This window comes from Pseudomonas sp. GW823-FHT06B06 (assembly GCF_058795195.1).
Map to the genome: position 1 here is coordinate 18,788 of NZ_JBXAHO010000002.1, position 18,122 is coordinate 36,909.

The following is an 18,122-nucleotide window of genomic DNA, read 5'->3' on the forward strand; positions in this document are numbered from 1 at the left end:
AACGATGACGCGATTTCTAATCAGAACTCCAGGGTGCTCGACAACGTCACCTGCCGCGAATCCCCCATCGACACAAAGAACCGGCTCGCCGCCGAGGTGTAATACGTACGGTCAAACAGGTTTTTCACGTTGAGTTGAAACTTGACCCGCTGCCCATCGAGTTGGGTGTCATAGGTGGCGAACGCGTCGGCGACGGTGTAGCTCGGCAGGTCAAAATCATTCACGGCATTGCCCGCTCGTTCCCCGACATAGCGTGCTCCAGCGCCAATCCGCAGCTGATCGCCACCGACGATCGTGCCGAAGTCATAGACCGCCGACAGTGAGCCACTATTCTTCGCGACGTTCTGCAGCTGTTTACCTTTGTAGACCGGGTCCTGCGTCACTTCGGCATCGGTGTAGGCATAACTGCCGATCATGCTCCAGCGGTCGCTGAGCTGGCCGCTCAAGTCCACTTCCAGGCCACGGGAACGCACTTCACCGGCCGCACTGTAGAGTGTCACCGGGCCTTCGGCGTTAGCCACCAGGACGTTGCGTTTCTTGATGTCGAACAGCGCAAGGTTGCCCGTTACGCGGCCCGGCATTTCCAGCCTGGCCCCCACTTCCCACGACTTGGCTTCTTCCGGCGCAATGCTGCCGTCGAGCACGGCGCTGCTGCCGCTCAACGGCGCGATGGTCGAGTTGGGTTTGAACGATTCGGTGTAGCTGCCATAGAACGACAGTTCATTGGTATAGCGGTAGACCAGGCCGGCGCGCGGCACCCATTTTTGCCCGTTGCTGTCGGTGTTGGCCTTGAACGGCACGCCTTTGCCGGCGTACTGGTCGTACTCCTGGAAACGTCCGCCAGCGACCAGGATCCATTGGTCGGTGAGGTGGATCGAGTCCTGCAAGAACACCGAATCGCTACGCAGGATATCGGTCTGCGCACTGTCGGCCGGGCTGACCATGGTGCCCGGGACTTCGCGGCCGTATACCGGGTCGAGGTAGCTGAAGGTTGTCAGGCTTTTCTGACGGATCAGGTCGGCGCGGTAGATCTTGCGGTACTCGTCATCGACCCCGAGCACCAGGTCATGTTGCATGCCGGCGACATCGATCTTGCCTTCGAGGCTCGCAGTCGTGAAACGGTCCGTACTGATAGCATTCTGCGTGCCGTCCATGCTGCGTGTGAGCGTGCCATTGCTGGTGTCGACGGCGGTCACACGCACCTGGCTGGCGTCATAGGTCTCACGATTCCAGCTGTAGCCGAAATGGGCTTTCCAGTTGTCGTTGAGGTCGTGATCGGCCTGGAAGTGATACAGGTCGGAGCGCCCTTCCATGTTGTTGAACGGTTCGTCGAGCCGGCGATCACGGGGGATGTCCAGCGGATGATTATCCCGCGGATCGATCACCGTGCCACGGTCGAACGGGGTCAGGAACTCCCGGTGTTCATAGGCGAACGTCAGCTGGGTGCTTTCACCAAACCAGGCCAGCGACGGCGCCACCAGCGTCTCGCGATGCACACCGTAGTTGCGCCAGTAATCCTCGTCTTCGTGGTCCAGCACCAGACGGTAGGCCAACCCGGACTCACCCAGGGCACCCGTGCTGTCAAAGGTGCCGCCGCTGCCGTTCTTGCCCTCGCCATAAGTCGAGCCACGCAGGGTCAGGGCATTGTAGGGATCAAGCTCCGGCTGCTTGCTGACCATGTTGACCACGCCGCCGGGATCCTGGATACCATAGAGCAGCGAGGCCGGGCCCTTGAGCACTTCGACCCGGTCCACCGTCGCGTTCAAGCCCCGCCCCTGCACCACCGGCATGCCGTCACGCATGATCGAGCCGTTGCGGTTGTCGCCGAAACCGCGGGTCATCACCGAATCCTGGGTGCTGCCCAGCGTGTTGCCCTGGGTGATACCGCTGACGTTCGCCAGCGCGTCATCCAGGTTACGCGGAGCCTGGTCGCGAATGACCTGGGCCGGGACGACGTTGACCGTCTGGGGAATTTCCTGAAGCGGCGTCGAGGAACGCATCACCGAGCTGGTAGGCGGAGGCTGGTAGCTTGTGGAAGGTTCCATCACCGAGGTGATGGTGGTAGCGCCCAGATTCAACGCGCCCTCGGTCGGTAGCGGTTCCAGGACCATGGTGTGGCCATCGATGCGCCGCGTGGTCAAGCCGGAACCGCCGAGCAACCGCTGCAGGGCCTGTTCGGCACTCAACTGGCCATTGAGCGCCGGGGCATTGAGGCCATACGGCGCCTCATCGGTATAGACCACGCTGATACCGGTGACGTGACTGAAGTCGCTCAACGCCTGGGGCAAGGGTTTGGCGACCATCGAAAAGCTGAATAGCGCACTTTGCGGGGTGCTGGCAGACGCGGCCAGTGCCCCGTTCAGCGGCAGCAGCGCCAACGCCGCGAAGCTCAACGCAGACACACCCAACCATTGTTTGACCGAACCCGGTATTGCCCTGGACTTCATGACTCATGACCTGTGTAGAACCACGACGGATGCGAATGACTCGCAGTTTCAGTCACTACACGGATGGCGTTCGGTTTTACCTCAGCAGAAAGTTGAAAATAATTATTCCAAGAGGTGTGGTGTTAGATTCGCCCCTTCGCGAGCAGGCTCGCTCCCACATTTGGAATGCGTTCTCCTGTGGGAGCGAGCCTGCTCGCGAAGGGGCCAATCGTCTCAGCGCAAAATAATCAGATGTCCCAGAACCTGGTGTTGCTCAAAGCCCAACACCCCCTGCAATGAACTCAATACCGCCTGCGGGTCCTTGCTCGGAAAGCTGCCGCTGATCTGCCGCTGTGCCACGTCATCATTGAGCACCACGATCCTCCCCGGGTAGTAACGGCGCAAATCCTCGACCACATCAGCCAGCGTCGCCTTGTAGTAAGTCAGCCATCCCTGGCGCCACGCGAGCTGCGCTTCGCTGTCCACCGCATGAAGTTTTCCCGCTGAGCCTTCGCCGTAAGCCACTTGCTGGCCGGCCGTCAGGATCTGCTGGTCCGCGTTCTTTTGCGCCGTCACGCCAACCCGGCCAGACAACACCGTCACCTGCGCCCCACGAGGTTGCAGTCGCACTTCGAACTGTGTGCCGAGCACCCGCGCCTGGCCCTTCCCGGCGTCGACCACAAATGGCTCGCCGGTATGGGTCACGCTGAAAAATCCGGCACCGCGGCGCACTTGCACACGCCGCTCCCCCTCACTGAAATCCACCGCAATCGCACTGTCGGCATCAAGAGTGACCTGCGATTGATCGGCCAGAGTGATGGTGCGGACTTCCCCCGGTGCCGAGACATAATCGGCGCCCAGGTCGTCGATCCAACGCAACGGCTGCCAACCGCCACCGAGGCTGATCATCAGCAGCAGGGAAGCCGCCATGGCCAGCGCGCCCGACCAGCGCCGAACGCTGCTGCGACGTGAGCGATTCATGGCGTTGAGGTAACCCTGCAAGGCCAGCGCGTCCTCGTCGGCGAGTCTGCGCGCCGGCACTTCACTCAACTCCCACAACACTTGCGCACGGGCATAAGCCTGCGCATGCGCGGGGTCGGCCTGCAACCATTGACTGAAGGTGGCTTGGTCACCGCTGCAGGGCTGGTCATGCAACAGACTTAACCAGGCCAGCGCTTGCTGTTCCTGAGCAGGCGTCGGCCTGACGCGTTCGATGCTGTTCACAGTGCTTTCCCTGGCATACGCGGCTCGCATTCGCGCAGGCTGGCTTTGCAGGCCTCGAGCGCGCGCATCATATGTTTTTCCACGGCACTCTGGGACAGGCCCATGGCCTTGGCGATCTCGGCGTACTTGCGACCATGGATGCGGTTGAGCAAAAAAATCTGCCGCGTGCGTTCCGGTAACGCGCGTAACGCCGCTTCGACGTGGCGCAGATCGTTGCCTGCTTCCAGCGCCGCTTGCGGCTCGCCGCCCATACAGTGCGCCGGTTCGGCCATTAAACCTTCGTTGGCCCGCACCCGCGTACCTTCGCTGCGCAAGTGGTCGATGGCGATGTTGCCGGCGCAGCGCAACAGATAGGTGCTGAGTTCTTCAACTTGTACCAGGGGGCGTCGCCAGAACCGCACGAACAAGTCTTGCACCAGGTCCGCCGCCGTGGCCCGGCAACCCACGCGACGACTCACCAACGCTTCCATTTGCGAACGCTGGGAGAGAAATACCTGGAGAAAATGCGCACGATCGCCGCGTGGTTCGCCGTGCTCGATCTCGGGAGATTCGGGAGTAGTCATTGATTCAATACTGCGCCATAGCGGCAATCGGGCCGGCCAACAACCGGGTGTGTACCCAGCAAGGCGCAATACTAATGATAAATATTCTCATAAGCAAAGCTGTCGAAGGAGATCACTTATCTTGACAGCAGCTATCAGTGCGACCAGTTCGACGAGTGCGGCGGTTCACTGAATCCCTTGGCCACAAAACAAAACGGGCCTGCATTGCAGGCCCGTTTTCATTGGGAGGGTCAATCAGGCATCAAGCGTTTTGCGCAGCCTGTTCGTTTTCAAGAAACTCTTCTTCCAGCAGCTTGTCGGCGTGAGGCCTGCGCTCGAAGGGCACCACGGCAGCGCGTGGTTTGCCGCGCAGTTTGCCGAACAGGTGTTCAAGGGCGTGTTCGAGTTTCTCGGCAGCTCCGTCGATCGCCAGTTCCAGGCTGGCGGCTTTATGGGTGACAGAAATCGGTTGGTGGCCTTTTGGCCGCGCTTCCAGCTGGCAGCGCAAATCATGGGGACCAGGCTTGTCGCCATTCTCGTCCCGCAGGTGAACCTCGACGCGGGTCAGGTCCTCCTCATAACGTTCGAGCGTGCTCTCAATGGTGGTTCGTACCCACTCCTCCAGTCGGATGCTGCTTTGAATATGGTTATCGCTATTGACTTGGATTTGCATAGTTCATCCCTTATTTCAGCTAGCTCGCGAGAGGCCGGTCAGCTAAGCCCTTGGGCGTCATCACCGTGACCTCTTACTTACACAATCGGTCTGTACGATGAACAATTCAACCCCTAAAAAAAGATAAATATCTAATCGCAAAAAAAGCCGGACAACCGGCAAAAGCGCTGTTAAGGTCGGGAGTTGGGTCGCCCCTCTCTTACGAAATAATTGCTCACATCTGCCGCTCCCCCAGCGGGTGCAGGCCGCGAAAAATCGCCGCCTCCTCCACCAGCCAGTCATGTACCGCCCGCACGCCCGGATGGCTCAGCGCCCCCGGCGCGTAGAGCACCATGTAGCGCTTGTGATTGGGCACCGCCAGGCCGAATGGTACGATCAATGCGCCCCGCTCCAGCTCGTCATTGAGCAGCGTACGCCGTGCAATCGCCACGCCCATCCCGGCGATGGCCGCTTCGATGGTCAGGTGATTGCGATTGAAGGTATGCCCGCGCCGCACATCGGCACCTTCAAAGCCGATGGCATCGAGATAGAACTCCCATTCCGCGTATTCGTAGCTGCCGCGCCAGGCAGTAATGTCATGCAGCAACGGAAAATGCAGCAGGTCCGCCGGGCCATGCAACGGCGGACGCCCGCGTAACAGGCCCGGGGCACACACCGGGAAAATCTGCTCATCGAGCAAGGCTGTGGATAACAATCCGGGGTAGCTGCCGTCATTCAGGTCGATGGCCAGGTCGAAATCGCCTTCGTGCAACGGCACGCTGCTGTCTTCGGCGACCAGGCGTAGCTGGATGTCCGGGAAGCGCTGCTGCAAGCGTGGCAGGCGCGGCGTCAGCCATTTGCTCAGGAAAGAAGGAATCGAACGCACCCGCAGTGTGCCGCTGATCATCCCCGCGTCCAGCCGGCGCAATTCGGCATCGATGCTGCCGTAGGCCTCGTTGACCGTAATGGCCAGTCGCTGGCCTTCGGCGCTCAGTTCCACGCCCCGGGCACGCCGGTGAAACAGTCGAAAACCAAGGCGCTCTTCCAGGTGTCGGATCTGCTGGCTGACCGCCCCCGGAGTGATGTGCAGCTCTTCGGCGCAACGGGTGAACGACAAGTGCCGCGCGGCACAGGAAAACACCTGTAGCCAGACGTAAGTCTGGGCGTGTAATTGGCGGCTCATGGTTTAGTCCTGCTAAAGGCTGTCTTAGGAAGTTTCGTTGGTCACGTAGGACTGAGAGAGGCAGTATCGCTGAAAGTGCGCTTGTCCTACAAAAATGGCAGCGATTCATCTTCCATTGCAGGAATAGGCTTTAGCATGGCTATCAGTGTTTTCGATCTCTTCAAAGTCGGCATCGGTCCATCCAGCTCCCACACGGTCGGCCCCATGCGTGCTGCCGCGACCTTCGCCCAGGCGCTGGTGGACCAGGGTTCAGTGACTGACGTACGGCGGGTGGAAATCCGCTTGTACGGCTCCCTGTCGGCGACCGGTGTCGGTCATGCCACCGACCGAGCTTGCGTCATGGGCTTGATGGGCGAATGGCCAGACCGTATCGATCCCTCCACCATCGACAGCCGGATCCATACCCTGCGTGAGACCGGCGAGTTGTTGCTGGCAGGCCAGGTGAGCATTGCGTTCAACTGGTCGCGCGATCTGCTGCTGCTCGACGAGAGTTTGCCCTACCACCCCAACGCCATGTCCCTGACTGCCTTCGGCGAAACCGGCGAACTGTTCGAACAGACGTACTACTCGGTCGGTGGTGGGTTCATCATCGAGGCGGCAGAAGCCGAGTCCGGGCTATCACCTGCCCGAGACGTGGTTTTGCCCTACGACTTTTCCAGTGCCGTCGAGCTGCTCAAGCTCTGCAACCAGCACGGTCTGCGTGTCAGCGAGCTGATGATGGCCAACGAACGGGCCTGGCGCAGTGACGAAGAAATACGCCAGGGCTTGCTGCATATCTGGTCGGTGATGCGCGAGTGCGTCGAGCAGGGGCTGGAGCACGAAGGCATCCTCCCCGGTGGCCTGAACGTGCCGCGACGTGCGGCGAAATTGCACCGCAGCCTGTTGGAAATCGGCAAGCCGAACGTCATCACTTCGACCCTGTCGGCCATGGAATGGGTGAACCTTTTCGCCCTCGCCGTGAACGAAGAAAACGCTGCCGGCGGTCGCATGGTGACAGCACCGACCAACGGTGCAGCGGGGATTATTCCGGCGGTGCTGCACTACTACATGAAATTCAACCCCGATGCGTCGGACGATGACGTCGTGGCGTTCTTTTTGGGTGCCGCCGCCGTCGGCATCCTGTGCAAGAAAAACGCCTCGATCTCTGGTGCCGAAGTCGGTTGTCAGGGCGAGGTCGGCTCTGCCTGCGCCATGGCCGCCGCCGGCCTGGCAGAAGTCCTCGGCGCCACGCCGGAGCAATTGGAAAACGCCGCCGAAATCGGCCTTGAACACAACCTCGGACTGACCTGTGACCCGGTCGGCGGGCTGGTGCAAGTGCCATGTATCGAGCGCAACGCAATTGCTGCCGTAAAGGCGATCAACGCCACGCAAATGGCCCTGCGTGGCGACGGCAAGCACTTCATCTCCCTGGACCGGGTGATCCGCACCATGCGCGACACGGGCGCCGACATGCACGACAAATACAAGGAGACATCCCGAGGCGGTCTGGCGGTGAACTGGGTAGAGTGCTGACCGGTTTGGTGGCATGCAGGCGCAAATTGCCCTGAAACGGGCAGCCCCCTGTAGGAGCGAGCCTGCTCGCGAAAAACCTGAGAGCGCCGCGTGGCGCCAGATATCCCGCGTCATCGTTGACCTGCATCGCGAGCATGCTCGCTCCTACAATTCGTGCTTCTTGTCCGGCATGCCCTTTGCTACATCCCGTTTGGAACATTGATGGCGATATTGACGAGAGAATGGCCGATGGTCCGGCGTTGCGAACCAACCCGATCACGGCCGGTCAACAACTGCACGTTCAATCAAGCGGTGACGCATCATGGACAACCCTTTCCAGCTCATTACCGATGCTTTTGCAGCGGACTATCAGATCAACCTGAGCATTCAGGGTCTTGATGGCAGCATCATGCTGACCCTGTCCAACAATGGCCGAGTAGTCGCAAAGCGCATGATCAGTGCCGAACAACGCAACGATCCACAACGGCTCAAGCGCCTGGTGCAAAGCATCCAGTTCGGCATCGCCATCGAACAGGGGCACAGCGCAGTGGCCATCCTCGAAGCCATGACCGATGGCGGCACGCACAGCCTGCCGCCACCCTCGATAAAAAACCGCCCGCGCCCGGCCATCAGGCTTTAAAGCTCGCCCTTCTCCACTTCCGGATGTTCACCCGAGCCCGCACCTGTCTTACGGTGCGGATGCTCGATCTTCACCGAAGGAAATTGCGAGGAGGCGTAGCGCACTACCAGGATCGCAAACGCCAGCAACAGGATCCCGCCGCACAGGTAGATGATCCCCAAGTCGGGTGGATTGTGATGGGACACGTTGGAAATCAGCAGCCGCGTGAGCGCCGTGATCGCCACGTAGATCAGGAAACGTACCGGCATGTGGTTGGTCTTGAAGTAAATCCCGACCATCGCCCCCAGTTCCAGGTAGATGAACAGCAGCAGGATGTCGTCGATCTTGATATGCCCCTGCTCGAGCATCCCGAGAAACTCCATCACCGCAGCCCACGCGGTCACCGCACCAATGGCAAACAGCGCCAGGTAGTGGAAAGTTTCGACGAACAGGTTGCCCAGTGACTCGGCCAGTTCATGCACGTTCTGCCGCAGCTTTTCGGCCCAGTTGATTTTCACGATGATGCTTCCTTAGGTCGACTCGACCGGATAATGCAGGTTGGACGTGACGGTTGTTCTGCATGCAGAAACAAGGCCACGTCCATGATGGCGAGACGCCTTGGATTGCGCTCCGTGACGTTTGGTCGCAGCTATCTTTACCCAGCTACCAAAACCCGACGCCTGACAAATCCCGAAACCGGCCTACATTAAAAAGCCACTACCCAAATCCGAGAGATTCGCTTATCCTTTGCTGTATATAGATACAGTAGTCGAATCAGACTAATAATTTGAAGGCATGTGAGGTGGTGAATGGCCGTCGAAGTGGTATACCGCAGCAGCCGAGATCTGGAGCGCTTGTCCGCCGTTTTCTACACCTAATGCCTGTCCAGTTAGTGTCAAAATGCTTTGTTTTATTGTTTTAAATCAGCGCGTTAGACGCCAACTGACAAATCAGATACAGGAAGGCGGTGCATAGATTTTCGAAAGGACCTATGCCTAGTTATCAATGTTCATATGAAGACAAGCACGGATCGTAGAGATAACATCCATCGGATAGAATTTTTTTCAGGGCATTGCCCCAGGTAGGCAGCCCTTTAATTTTTGAGAGGCCATCATGGCAGTAGAAGTACTTTACCGAAGCACTCGAGATTTGGAGAAGGTTTTTTTGGATCGAAAACTAGCCGATGCACATGATCAAATGCTTGAATTGGCAGAAATTTTAACTTCCGTTCTCATTAAAAATGTACCAGGTCTTGACGAAAAACAAGCGGAGGACGCAAGCATTTTTATGGCGAAAAATAGAGCAATCTTTGCGTCGGCGTTTAAGAGTGGTGCTAATGCGTTGGATCAGTTGACAGGGAAAGACGATAGCGCCAACTGAGATGGTGTCACAACACATAGCCAACCCATTTGATGCATGGCGGAATCAGCATGCTTGAACGTCCCGCTTTCGGCTCCATAATCGCCCTTGATAATGGATAGCTATGGACGGGACGGTGCTTAAACTACTGAGCCTAGAAGTCCGATCGAATGCCCGATGCATCGAGAGTTTCATGGTCTTCGGATGTACTCGCCGCAGAGTCGATCCAATCCTCCTCTTGATCGTGCCAGTCGCCCGTGTCTACCATCAAAGAGTCTTCGACGAACTCTAGCGCCTCAGGATTTGGATTTGCCGCTTCGCAGGTCAATTCGCAGGTGTAATCGAACGACTCATCCAATTCGGCTCCATCGCCTCTTCTGAGATCAGAGTTAGATCCCCACTGCAGTGTTACCCCTATGCTACCGCTTACCCTGATGTGTACAGTCTCTGAGGTAATACTGGTAACCTCATGCGATTCCACATAGATTTCTTCAAGGGAATAGTGCGAGGCTAGCTCATCTACAGCGTCCAAACTTTCCCCAACAATCTGCTGGACCGTCGCATCATTGATCGCATGCGATAAACGATCCCCGACGGCGGCTCTGCACTCTTGGATGCAGGCCATCAGTCCGGCCACGGCTTCGATTGTTTCTACTGCGAGGTGCTCGATGTCGTCCTCCTCCATGAGGAAAACTTCTGGTGTGATGTGGACGTACCCGTTCAAACGGACTACGGCATCTCGAAGCTCCTCAAACTCCTGAGCGAAGTCCAACCGGAGCTTTGTTCGCACGTAGTGGTTGGAAAGCCCGCCCTGCGTTGCATACACACACCGCTCGACTCGCGTTACCTCCGGGACAACGCCTTCTGCCTTCTGCTGCCACCATATGCACTTTTTCACCTCGGCGTCTGGAGCCAGGCGCTTCAGCGTGTGACCCACCAGCTCGCGCATAGCAAAGGCGAAGTTATGAAAGCGAAGCCTGTTCCTGCGGTCTTCGAGATTAAACATCGCAGCTTCATAAAGGCAACGCTCGAACTGAGCATCACCGATTAGCTGCAAGATCCTTTCGTCCATGTTCTTCCTCTCGTCTACGACCATTCCGCATCATTGCTCAGAGCGGGGATGGAAGTCACCTACAGGCTAAGCACAACGGATGTTAAGCGCATCAGCTGGCCATGCAGTCAGGGCTTGGCCAATAATGACCGAGCAAGGGGCAACAACCCCAGATCCACACGATACACCCACGAGGATGTACTCGGCGCGGTAGGGAAGATCGCAAAGAAGAAAGGAAAAGGGAATGCAACTGTTGACGACATTGTCGCGAAGGTCCCCTTTGGATTCTGGGAAACGATTATCAAAGGCTTGAAGCATAAATCGCACCCTGCTGGCATGCAGGCTAGCGTTTTATCAATAGCATTTCCAAACGCCCCTGACCTTGCTACGACGCCATACGATGATGCGGCGTTTGTCGATAGACTGGCCAACCTACTTAGCCAAGTACGAGATGTTCGAAATAGGATTGGCCATCACGATCAGATCTGGAGAACGCCGGAGTTTGACTCCTATGGCAATCTGGGCTTTATACCTCGCCGGCCACGCCAAACGGTAAACAGCCTCCGTTTGCTCGCAAACCAAATATCTTGGCTAGCAGGCTGGATAGATCCAGAAATTACTAATTACATTAAGGCGTCCGATCACTGGTGGTCCCTGCAAGCTCTGCTGACAAAAGAAGCATTGACAGTCTATCGGAAGAACGGTGGTAGGGTCGGTACCTACGAGGCGGTGATTCGGATGACACCACAGCATGAAGCCGTCACTTGGCCTAACAAGACTCCTCGTACACCTGAAAAAATCCATAGGATCAATCGTCGCAGAGTAACTAAAAATATTTTCTATTGAAGCCAGTTACTGTTGATGAGCCGTTCGTTAGTCTTGAAAAATTCATAACCTGAAGGCCTATGCTCATACTGCACTGGGTAGCGCAAGCCTCTCCCCAAAATACACCTGGGCCAGCCTAGGCTCACTGACAACCAGTTGATCGCTGGGTGGAGAAAGTCCTAAGCTTACTGGCAGGAGATTAAACAGTTTAGGATGACAACATCTGAAACTCGCCTCCATAAAGATAGCACTGATTGCAGCTAATTCAATAGTAAAAACCAAGATAATTACTCTAGAATAGTCTATTTGCCTTCTAAAAGCCGTAACGATAAATTAAATGCGTAAGCTACTTTAATCATCCACTCACGCGTAGATCGCGCTCAGCCAAAAAAATAATTTCAGTGACCTTGAGGTTATCTCGCTGAGTTGAGTGATGAATGCTGTAACAAGCCCCGCCTACTACCTTATAGATATAGCCCTCTTCTGTTCCTGACGCGTCTTCAGCAATGCTCACTTCCTGAAGCGGTTCCATCACCCAGTCGTTACCGCCTCTCATGTGACCAGGTGACATCAGATGTGCTTGCGCGAGCCATGAGCGGTCATCAAGCTCCGAAAGCATCTGCTGTAGGATCGGTACCGTGGGGATCATCAGCATGCTGCCCACGATGTCGTCACCGTAATCGCGCACAAGCTCCACGTAAAACCATGGGTGGTGCAGCTCCAGCTCAATAAATTTCCAGTGACGGCTGGCGGGCTCGCCGAAAATACCGGCTGGGCTGAGTTCGGCATGGCTATAGGTCTTGAACATCGAAAAACCCTCAAAATATTAACAATAGTTAATGGATGTATGGCGTTCAAGACGGCTTCATCATTCCTTTTGTAGGAATGAAAAAATGGAGCTGAAACAGGCATTTGGTAAGGCCATGAGGTTGCTGAGGAAATCTCGTAGCCTCAGCCAAGAAGAGTTCGGCGGCCACAGTAGCCAAACCTACCTTAGTCAACTGGAAGCCGGAGGAAAGGGCCCTACCCTCGAAATGGTGCATGGGCTCGCCTCTGTCATGAATGTTCATCCTTTGACGATCTTGACCCAGTGCTACCTTTTTATGGACAAGGATGCCACTCTGGATTCAATCATTGAGCGCGTTCGTGAGGAGCTAAGCGTGACGCCATCGGACCGATGAGGAGGGGCGCCTGTCCCCCTTCAGCATGGACTGAGATGTCCGATCGGATGCAACCAAAGTCTGCGCGATCTGACCCTGCGGCTGGTTTGATCTTGGGCGCTACCTACGTGGAAGAGGAGAGGCAATGAAGGGCCGACGGAAGGTAAAGACTGATAAGTGGCGTATAAAGTCGGAAAATGAAGACGACGCCCGAAGGCTTTTGCGAAGGCGGGTACAGACGCAAGGAAGGTTTCTCGACATAGCAGCACATGCCGGCAAAGGAATGGAACCTGTTGGCCGAATTGCCGGTTGAGAGATAGGCTTTCACCTTTGAGGTTTGCAAATGAAGGATCCTCAGATATTAGCGCTGTGCCCATGCTCGCCGCAGGGGTGCTGGAGCATCGACCACCGAAGCTTCAAGGGCAGGTGCGAAGAAATCGTGCATCTGGCAACGCTGGTGCTTGGCAGTCGAGTGCTTGCCGCGCAATGGCTGTACAAGCCAGCAATCGGGCTAAGGCATCAGTCACCTTGCAGCACCTTGGTGACTCGATCGGGCTACCAGCAAGTTGTGACACTCCTAGGACGAATTGAACACGGTGTCTACACTTAACGCCGTTGGGTTCCATGCCAGAGGACCTGTCTACATCTCGTCTGACATAGGATTAGCTGTGTCTATCGCAGGATCTAACTCGAACCGCATCAAGCGTATGCCTAAGGGGAAGCCCCTTTGTTAGGAAGGTATTCGAGCGAACGGGCTCACGCTCCGCGGTAAACAAAGCTCTGTCTCGGATGGTGCTCAGTGGTTCGATAGCGCGGTCATTAGCGACTGGCTGCTTGCGACCTCAAGCAGACACGGCCCTAAGCTGAGTTGTCAGCGCCATCGCCGCCAGCCGGAAGCAGGATTATCACTAAACTCCTTCATACTTGCGAAAGCAGAGCTTGCCGGTGCTGGCTCCAACATCCAGCCTTCGCAGTGGGTCGAATGCTGCCAGTAGGGGGCAAGTGGGCGTAGGATGGAGGCTTCCCCATCAGCTCATAAGGAGCCGCCCCTTATGAATGAATCCGTGCGGACAACCTTGAAATGCCAAGAACCAGGTGATGGTACTGGGGATGTCATCACTGACCTCCCGGACGATATCCTCGAACGCATGGGTCTCAAAATCGGTGATTCCCTGAGCATACAGCTGATAGGCGGGAGCATAGTGCTAAAGCCAATTAGTGATGCAGACGCCCAGCCCTAAGGCAGCTTTCGACCCACAGCGGTCGTTGTCGACCGGCCGCTTCATAGGTCGATTACGCTCAGTCGCCACCTGCTGCGACCCAGGTTACCCATGACTAGAACGGCAGCAACCGAGATGCCAGCCTAGGTCTCAACACTGGTCAATGCGCTTGATTGGCCCGAATTGCTTGAACGTACACTGCAGGCGCATCGCTCGCGGTACAAACGGATCGTGGAACACTGCGGTGGCAAGGTCGACATTCACAGCGAGCAAAACCTGGGCAACCAGATTCAACTGACTTTTCTGCTCTCCAATTGAATATTGCAGCTGATACGAGCGAGTATTTCAATCGCACTTCGAGCATTCAGAGGCCGGAGTACGTGCTTCCGGCCAAGGGCTTGCAAGGGGCAGTGAAGTCTAGGGCTGAGCGATACGAGGATGTCTGGACGCTCATCATCCCGAGCACCGTGTGGAACAGGTTGTCATGGCTCAATGGCGAGTTTGTCTGGGCTTTCAAGCAGCCCATATTCAGCCGTTCGCTCTTCGCGATAGAGTCAGACATCCAGAGCACCATTGGCACCTTGGTTTGCTCGTCCGGGGCCATCGCATAGGGCAGCCCATGTAGGTAGAGGCCACCCTCTCCCAGTGACTCCCCATGATCCGAGACGTACATGAGCGCAGTGTCGAATTTGGTGTTCGCAGCCAGGATGTCGATCAGCCCGGCCGTTACGTAGTCGGTGTAGAGGATCGAGTTGTCGTAGGCATTGATCACCTCCTGCTGCTTACATTTGTCGAGCTCATTGGTCTCGCAGACCGGCTCGAATTTCTTGAACTGCGAGGGATATCGCTTGTAGTAGGCTGGGCCGTGGCTGCCTTTGTAGTGGAGCACCAGGACAGCATCGCCTTCCTGACGGTTGATGAAGTCCTCCATTTCCGAGAGCAGCACCCCGTCCTTGCACTCGTCGCTGGTGCACAGCTGAGCATCCGCATGTTGGGTAGCCTTGTGGTTAGGCACCCGGTCACAGACCCCTTTACAGCCCGAATTGTTGTCAGTCCACATTACGCTGATGCCTGCGCGCTGAAGCACATCGAGTAGCCCTTCTCGGCTCTTGGCCAAGCCGTCCTTGTACTCATCCTTGCCGACGTCCAGGAACATGCACGGCAGTGATACCGCGGTGGCGGTGCCGCAGGAACTCACATTTGAGAAGCTTATGACATTGCGTTTTTTCAGTTCCGGATTCGTATCACGGGAGTAGCCATTGAGGGAGAAGTTGGCAGAGCGTGCTGTCTCCCCCACTGCCAGCACCAGCAGCTTGGGTTTGCGAGCTGCTCCCTGCCTTTTCACTACTGCATCGGTACCGATGGTGGTCAGTTCTTTCGGCGTGGCCAACTGACGTTTCAGGTAGCCATGACTGGCCGCAAACAGGTTGGTGGGAACCAGAATGAGCCGAATCTCCCGGTTGTTGCGCAGCAAGGACGCATAAGACTGGTATTGGCTCAGCACAATGCCGGCAAGGGTGACTAGGGCAAGCGAAAGGACAATGAGTCTACTGGCCAACGCTTTGATCCAGGGCTTACGTCGGAGCGGCACCTGACTGATCAGGTAAACGGGCAATCCCCCTACCATTGCCACCCAGAGGCCGAGCTTCCAGTTCAGTAGCTCGGAGACCTCACTGACGTCGGTCTCCACGACGTTGGTGAACATGGTGTAATCAATGACGATGCCGTAAGCATTCATGAAGTAGCTGGCGAAAGCCGCACTGATCAGGATCAGGCACAGTAGCGGTTTGGCGAGCCGTGCCCATGACAGCAGACTGAGTATGGTAAACACCCAAGCAAACACAACAACTGGCAGGCTACTCGCGAGCAGCCAATTAACTTCATCGGCATTGAAAATCAGCCGCGTAAGAACACGCCAAAGCTCAGCGTTCGTAAATAGCAACAACCAAAGAGTTACCAGCCCGATGAGCAGATTGGTGCTGATGCCTTTTTGTCGAGTACTGCGAATAGCAAAGATCAATCTACTGAACAGGGTGTGAACAATGGATTTCGAAGGTGTCATTATCAAACTCTAGGAGGCTGCTGATCCATGACGCATGGCTATGGAATCCTCGGTAGCTACCAGGCAAACCATCGACAGATACTGTGCGAAGGTGGGCGTGCGGAGCGCCAGAGACCCCGAGCCCTATGGCTTAAGGGCGCTTAGGATGTTTGAGGCAAAAGAATTGAATGAGAAGTAAACTCTCGCTAGGCGCATTATTTCCGGAACACGATAACGACACGATGACCTCGTGATTACAATGCTGTCAGAATCGCAGCAATGGCTTTTTTGATTGTGATCGACCAGGCTATGATAAAAAATCGGACACGTTCGACTGCTGTGTGGTTAGTGCCACCCAGCGAATTAAATTAAATTTCATAAACAAAATGGGCTTGTTTTGTCGTACGCTCATTTTGAACTTTTACTTCAATTTAGAAGTCTTTCTCGCGAGCAGAACACTTCCTTAACTTTTGCCCGTGCTTATGTCACTTATCAATGAGGGACGAACACCATGAGCTTTTTCAAGAACATCTTGGGCGGCCACCACGGCCGGGGAAACCACGGCGGTGGTAAGCACCACAGTGGTGGGCACGGGAGCGATCGGCATGACCGCTATGACCAGCAGCAGAGCTGCGACGGCAATGACCGGGTAATTGACAGTGGGCGGGCAACATCCCAAGCCCCAATCACTGATCTGCAGCCTTGCAGGCAGTGCCGGACCGCTAACGCCCCATCTGCGCGCTTTTGTCTAAACTGCGGAACACCACTATCGAGTGGCTGCAAGGCCTGCGGCTCCTCGCTGACGTCAGGAGCGAAATTCTGCAGCCAGTGCGGCCAAGCCACGCCTTAGCGCCTGGCCACCCTGGTAAGCCAACGCGACCACCCCCCTGCGCAAGGAGAAATACGTGGGATCGAATCATGATCATGGCAGTGCAGCAGTACGTGAGGGACATCAGAAGAAGCTAGTCATGGCATTGGCCCTGACTGGCAGCTTTATGATTGCTGAAGTAATCGGTGCATGGATAACCGGCAGCTTGGCGCTGCTGTCGGATGCATCTCACATGTTCACTGACACCGCCGCCTTGGCGATATCGCTGATTGCGCTCCAGATAGCCAAGCGGCCGGCGGATCAAAAACGAACCTTTGGCTATGCGCGGTTGGAGATCCTGGCCTCCACGCTCAACGCAGTCCTGCTCTTCCTGGTGGCAATGTACATCTTGTACGAAGCCTACCAACGCTTCTTCATGCCGACGGAGATCGCCACTGGCGCGATGATGTGGATCGCGATCGCTGGCCTGATCATCAACCTTATTTCGATGCGTCTTCTGGCATCTGCCAGCAACGAGAGCCTCAATGTCAAAGGGGCTTACCTCGAAGTTTGGAGCGACATGCTCGGATCGTTGGGCGTAATCATCGCGGCTCTCATTATCCGCTTCACTGGCTGGACCTGGGTCGACACGATTGTCGCTGTTGCAATCGGCCTCTGGGTACTGCCGCGGACATGGCAGCTGCTTCGCGAGAGCCTGGGCATCCTCATGGAGGGTGTCCCAAGGGGGCTTGACGTCGCGGCAATCGAGACCACCATCCGCAACGTTGATGGCGTCACTGATGTACACGATTTGCACGTTTGGGCCGTCAGTAGCGGCAGCAACGTGATGACTTCGCACGTAGTAGTGGGTGACACAGCAGATGGAGATGCCGTGCTGGCGGGCGTCGTGGAAGCGGTCAGCGATGCGTTCGAAATCCACCACTGCACCATTCAGATCGAGCGCGCAGCTTTCCACCAGAGCATGCCGTTACCGTCGCACTGATCGGTTGGTAACCACCTGGTCAACGCACCACTCTTCAAACAGAGAGAGTGGTGTCGTAAAGGAAAGATCGGGAATGATAGGCGTCAAAACGGCAGGAGCACTTCGTGAGCGCCTTGGGAAGATTCCGACAGACTCTCTCGAGTGCCCGTAGGAGGTTCAGCAATGGCTTGGATCATCACGAAGTACTTAGTCACTGCCGGAATAGTGATTCTAGTATCAGAGCTGGCAAAACGTAGCGACAAGCTGGGTGGCCTAGTTGCCGCTCTGCCTCTGGTCACGGTCATGACGCTGATCTGGCTGTACTTGGAAAACCAGAGTATGGAAAAGATAGCTAATCATGCCTGGTATACGTTCTGGTACGTCCTTCCAACCCTGCCAATGTTTATCACTTTTCCGGTGCTGCTGCCCAAACTGGACTTTTGGCCGACGCTTATCATCAGCATCATCATCACCATGGTAAGTTTTGGGGGCTTTGCTCTGCTGCTACGTCGTTTTGGCATCGAGTTGCTGTGAGCTAA

The 18,122-nt window shown here is 56.2% G+C and carries 19 protein-coding genes; 10 read left to right on the plus strand and 9 right to left on the minus strand.

Going from position 1 to position 18,122, the window contains the following annotated elements:
• Nucleotides 1–20: 20 nt before the first annotated feature.
• The 5 genes from AC1Q8Q_RS01755 to AC1Q8Q_RS01775 all read right to left on the minus strand — a co-directional run bounded on the left by AC1Q8Q_RS01755 (nt 21) and on the right by AC1Q8Q_RS01775 (nt 6,027).
• On the minus strand, nt 21–2,447 hold the full coding sequence (locus tag AC1Q8Q_RS01755) for a TonB-dependent siderophore receptor (RefSeq protein ID WP_492614765.1): 2,427 nt from the start codon (nt 2,445–2,447) through the stop codon (nt 21–23).
• Nucleotides 2,448–2,660: 213 nt separating this feature from the next.
• Complete coding sequence (locus AC1Q8Q_RS01760; protein ID WP_168757251.1) at nt 2,661–3,650, minus strand: FecR family protein; 990 nt, start codon at nt 3,648–3,650, stop codon at nt 2,661–2,663.
• Nucleotides 3,647–4,213 (minus strand): RNA polymerase sigma factor, encoded by a 567-nt coding sequence (locus AC1Q8Q_RS01765; RefSeq protein ID WP_033045642.1) that lies wholly within the window; start codon nt 4,211–4,213, stop codon nt 3,647–3,649. Before AC1Q8Q_RS01765 ends, AC1Q8Q_RS01760 begins: the two co-directional genes overlap by 4 nt.
• Before the next feature lie 241 nt (nt 4,214–4,454).
• Complete coding sequence (locus AC1Q8Q_RS01770) at nt 4,455–4,865, minus strand: HPF/RaiA family ribosome-associated protein (RefSeq protein WP_008054445.1); 411 nt, start codon at nt 4,863–4,865, stop codon at nt 4,455–4,457.
• Between the two features lie 214 nt (nt 4,866–5,079).
• Nucleotides 5,080–6,027: a LysR substrate-binding domain-containing protein gene (locus tag AC1Q8Q_RS01775; protein ID WP_033039325.1), complete on the minus strand. Its 948-nt coding sequence runs from the start codon at nt 6,025–6,027 to the stop codon at nt 5,080–5,082.
• Between the two features lie 135 nt (nt 6,028–6,162).
• Between AC1Q8Q_RS01775 and AC1Q8Q_RS01780 the strand changes: the two genes are divergently transcribed.
• The gene (locus AC1Q8Q_RS01780) at nt 6,163–7,539 is read left to right on the plus strand and encodes an L-serine ammonia-lyase (protein ID WP_083348239.1); all 1,377 of its coding nucleotides are present in this window, start codon (nt 6,163–6,165) and stop codon (nt 7,537–7,539) included.
• A gap of 301 nt (nt 7,540–7,840) precedes the next feature.
• Entirely contained in the window at nt 7,841–8,158 is a 318-nt protein-coding gene (locus tag AC1Q8Q_RS01785; RefSeq protein WP_020796696.1) for a DUF3509 domain-containing protein, read from the plus strand.
• Here the strand turns inward: AC1Q8Q_RS01785 and AC1Q8Q_RS01790 are convergent.
• Nucleotides 8,155–8,655 carry a phosphate-starvation-inducible protein PsiE gene (locus AC1Q8Q_RS01790; RefSeq protein WP_008054441.1) on the minus strand — a complete coding sequence of 167 codons (501 nt, stop codon included), beginning with the start codon at nt 8,653–8,655 and terminating at the stop codon, nt 8,155–8,157. The two genes, AC1Q8Q_RS01785 and AC1Q8Q_RS01790, sit on opposite strands and share 4 nt — an antisense overlap.
• Before the next feature lie 595 nt (nt 8,656–9,250).
• Here AC1Q8Q_RS01790 and AC1Q8Q_RS01795 point away from each other — a divergent pair.
• Complete coding sequence (locus tag AC1Q8Q_RS01795) at nt 9,251–9,517, plus strand: YebG family protein (protein WP_034137100.1); 267 nt, start codon at nt 9,251–9,253, stop codon at nt 9,515–9,517.
• Nucleotides 9,518–9,650: 133 nt separating this feature from the next.
• Here AC1Q8Q_RS01795 and AC1Q8Q_RS01800 read toward each other — a convergent pair whose 3' ends face one another.
• On the minus strand, nt 9,651–10,568 hold the full coding sequence (locus AC1Q8Q_RS01800; protein WP_034137099.1) for a pPIWI-associating nuclease domain-containing protein: 918 nt from the start codon (nt 10,566–10,568) through the stop codon (nt 9,651–9,653).
• Nucleotides 10,569–10,616: 48 nt separating this feature from the next.
• Between AC1Q8Q_RS01800 and AC1Q8Q_RS01805 the strand changes: the two genes are divergently transcribed.
• Entirely contained in the window at nt 10,617–11,393 is a 777-nt protein-coding gene (locus AC1Q8Q_RS01805; protein ID WP_092233637.1) for a hypothetical protein, read from the plus strand.
• A gap of 334 nt (nt 11,394–11,727) precedes the next feature.
• Here the strand turns inward: AC1Q8Q_RS01805 and AC1Q8Q_RS01810 are convergent, their stop codons facing one another.
• Nucleotides 11,728–12,180, minus strand: coding sequence for a hypothetical protein (locus AC1Q8Q_RS01810; protein ID WP_059395175.1), 453 nt, complete (start codon nt 12,178–12,180; stop codon nt 11,728–11,730).
• A gap of 85 nt (nt 12,181–12,265) precedes the next feature.
• On the opposite strand from AC1Q8Q_RS01810, the gene AC1Q8Q_RS01815 reads away from it, so the two are divergent.
• The 3 genes from AC1Q8Q_RS01815 to AC1Q8Q_RS01825 all read left to right on the plus strand — a co-directional run bounded on the left by AC1Q8Q_RS01815 (nt 12,266) and on the right by AC1Q8Q_RS01825 (nt 13,773).
• Nucleotides 12,266–12,553 carry a helix-turn-helix domain-containing protein gene (locus tag AC1Q8Q_RS01815; RefSeq protein ID WP_059395176.1) on the plus strand — a complete coding sequence of 96 codons (288 nt, stop codon included), beginning with the start codon at nt 12,266–12,268 and terminating at the stop codon, nt 12,551–12,553.
• 322 nt (nt 12,554–12,875) lie between these two features.
• Nucleotides 12,876–13,142, plus strand: a complete 267-nt coding sequence (locus AC1Q8Q_RS01820) for an antitoxin Xre/MbcA/ParS toxin-binding domain-containing protein (RefSeq protein WP_080761430.1) — start codon at nt 12,876–12,878, stop codon at nt 13,140–13,142.
• A gap of 442 nt (nt 13,143–13,584) precedes the next feature.
• The gene (locus AC1Q8Q_RS01825; protein ID WP_034138156.1) at nt 13,585–13,773 is read left to right on the plus strand and encodes an AbrB/MazE/SpoVT family DNA-binding domain-containing protein; all 189 of its coding nucleotides are present in this window, start codon (nt 13,585–13,587) and stop codon (nt 13,771–13,773) included.
• A gap of 343 nt (nt 13,774–14,116) precedes the next feature.
• On the opposite strand, the gene AC1Q8Q_RS01830 is transcribed toward AC1Q8Q_RS01825, so the two are convergent.
• Nucleotides 14,117–15,814 (minus strand): phosphoethanolamine transferase, encoded by a 1,698-nt coding sequence (locus AC1Q8Q_RS01830; protein WP_034138157.1) that lies wholly within the window; start codon nt 15,812–15,814, stop codon nt 14,117–14,119.
• 490 nt (nt 15,815–16,304) lie between these two features.
• On the opposite strand from AC1Q8Q_RS01830, the gene AC1Q8Q_RS01835 reads away from it, so the two are divergent.
• The 3 genes from AC1Q8Q_RS01835 to AC1Q8Q_RS01845 all read left to right on the plus strand — a co-directional run bounded on the left by AC1Q8Q_RS01835 (nt 16,305) and on the right by AC1Q8Q_RS01845 (nt 18,117).
• Nucleotides 16,305–16,643, plus strand: a complete 339-nt coding sequence (locus tag AC1Q8Q_RS01835) for a zinc ribbon domain-containing protein (RefSeq protein ID WP_400631106.1) — start codon at nt 16,305–16,307, stop codon at nt 16,641–16,643.
• 55 nt (nt 16,644–16,698) lie between these two features.
• Complete coding sequence (locus AC1Q8Q_RS01840) at nt 16,699–17,604, plus strand: cation diffusion facilitator family transporter (RefSeq protein ID WP_034138158.1); 906 nt, start codon at nt 16,699–16,701, stop codon at nt 17,602–17,604.
• Between the two features lie 162 nt (nt 17,605–17,766).
• Complete coding sequence (locus AC1Q8Q_RS01845) at nt 17,767–18,117, plus strand: DUF3147 family protein (protein ID WP_034138159.1); 351 nt, start codon at nt 17,767–17,769, stop codon at nt 18,115–18,117.
• Nucleotides 18,118–18,122: the final 5 nt, after the last annotated feature.

Bases quoted from the DNA above. Each gene is read 5' to 3' on its own strand.
- AC1Q8Q_RS01755 (WP_492614765.1), bottom strand. From the start codon at position 2,447: ATGAAGTCCAGGGCAATACCGGGTTCGGTCAAACAATGGTTGGGTGTG.
- AC1Q8Q_RS01765 (WP_033045642.1), bottom strand. From the start codon at position 4,213: ATGACTACTCCCGAATCTCCCGAGATCGAGCACGGCGAACCACGCGGC.
- AC1Q8Q_RS01770 (WP_008054445.1), bottom strand. From the start codon at position 4,865: ATGCAAATCCAAGTCAATAGCGATAACCATATTCAAAGCAGCATCCGA.
- AC1Q8Q_RS01775 (WP_033039325.1), bottom strand. From the start codon at position 6,027: ATGAGCCGCCAATTACACGCCCAGACTTACGTCTGGCTACAGGTGTTT.
- AC1Q8Q_RS01780 (WP_083348239.1), top strand. From the start codon at position 6,163: ATGGCTATCAGTGTTTTCGATCTCTTCAAAGTCGGCATCGGTCCATCC.
- AC1Q8Q_RS01785 (WP_020796696.1), top strand. From the start codon at position 7,841: ATGGACAACCCTTTCCAGCTCATTACCGATGCTTTTGCAGCGGACTAT.
- AC1Q8Q_RS01795 (WP_034137100.1), top strand. From the start codon at position 9,251: ATGGCAGTAGAAGTACTTTACCGAAGCACTCGAGATTTGGAGAAGGTT.
- AC1Q8Q_RS01800 (WP_034137099.1), bottom strand. From the start codon at position 10,568: ATGGACGAAAGGATCTTGCAGCTAATCGGTGATGCTCAGTTCGAGCGT.
- AC1Q8Q_RS01805 (WP_092233637.1), top strand. From the start codon at position 10,617: ATGGAAGTCACCTACAGGCTAAGCACAACGGATGTTAAGCGCATCAGC.
- AC1Q8Q_RS01810 (WP_059395175.1), bottom strand. From the start codon at position 12,180: ATGTTCAAGACCTATAGCCATGCCGAACTCAGCCCAGCCGGTATTTTC.
- AC1Q8Q_RS01815 (WP_059395176.1), top strand. From the start codon at position 12,266: ATGGAGCTGAAACAGGCATTTGGTAAGGCCATGAGGTTGCTGAGGAAA.
- AC1Q8Q_RS01820 (WP_080761430.1), top strand. From the start codon at position 12,876: ATGAAGGATCCTCAGATATTAGCGCTGTGCCCATGCTCGCCGCAGGGG.
- AC1Q8Q_RS01825 (WP_034138156.1), top strand. From the start codon at position 13,585: ATGAATGAATCCGTGCGGACAACCTTGAAATGCCAAGAACCAGGTGAT.
- AC1Q8Q_RS01830 (WP_034138157.1), bottom strand. From the start codon at position 15,814: ATGACACCTTCGAAATCCATTGTTCACACCCTGTTCAGTAGATTGATC.
- AC1Q8Q_RS01835 (WP_400631106.1), top strand. From the start codon at position 16,305: ATGAGCTTTTTCAAGAACATCTTGGGCGGCCACCACGGCCGGGGAAAC.
- AC1Q8Q_RS01845 (WP_034138159.1), top strand. From the start codon at position 17,767: ATGGCTTGGATCATCACGAAGTACTTAGTCACTGCCGGAATAGTGATT.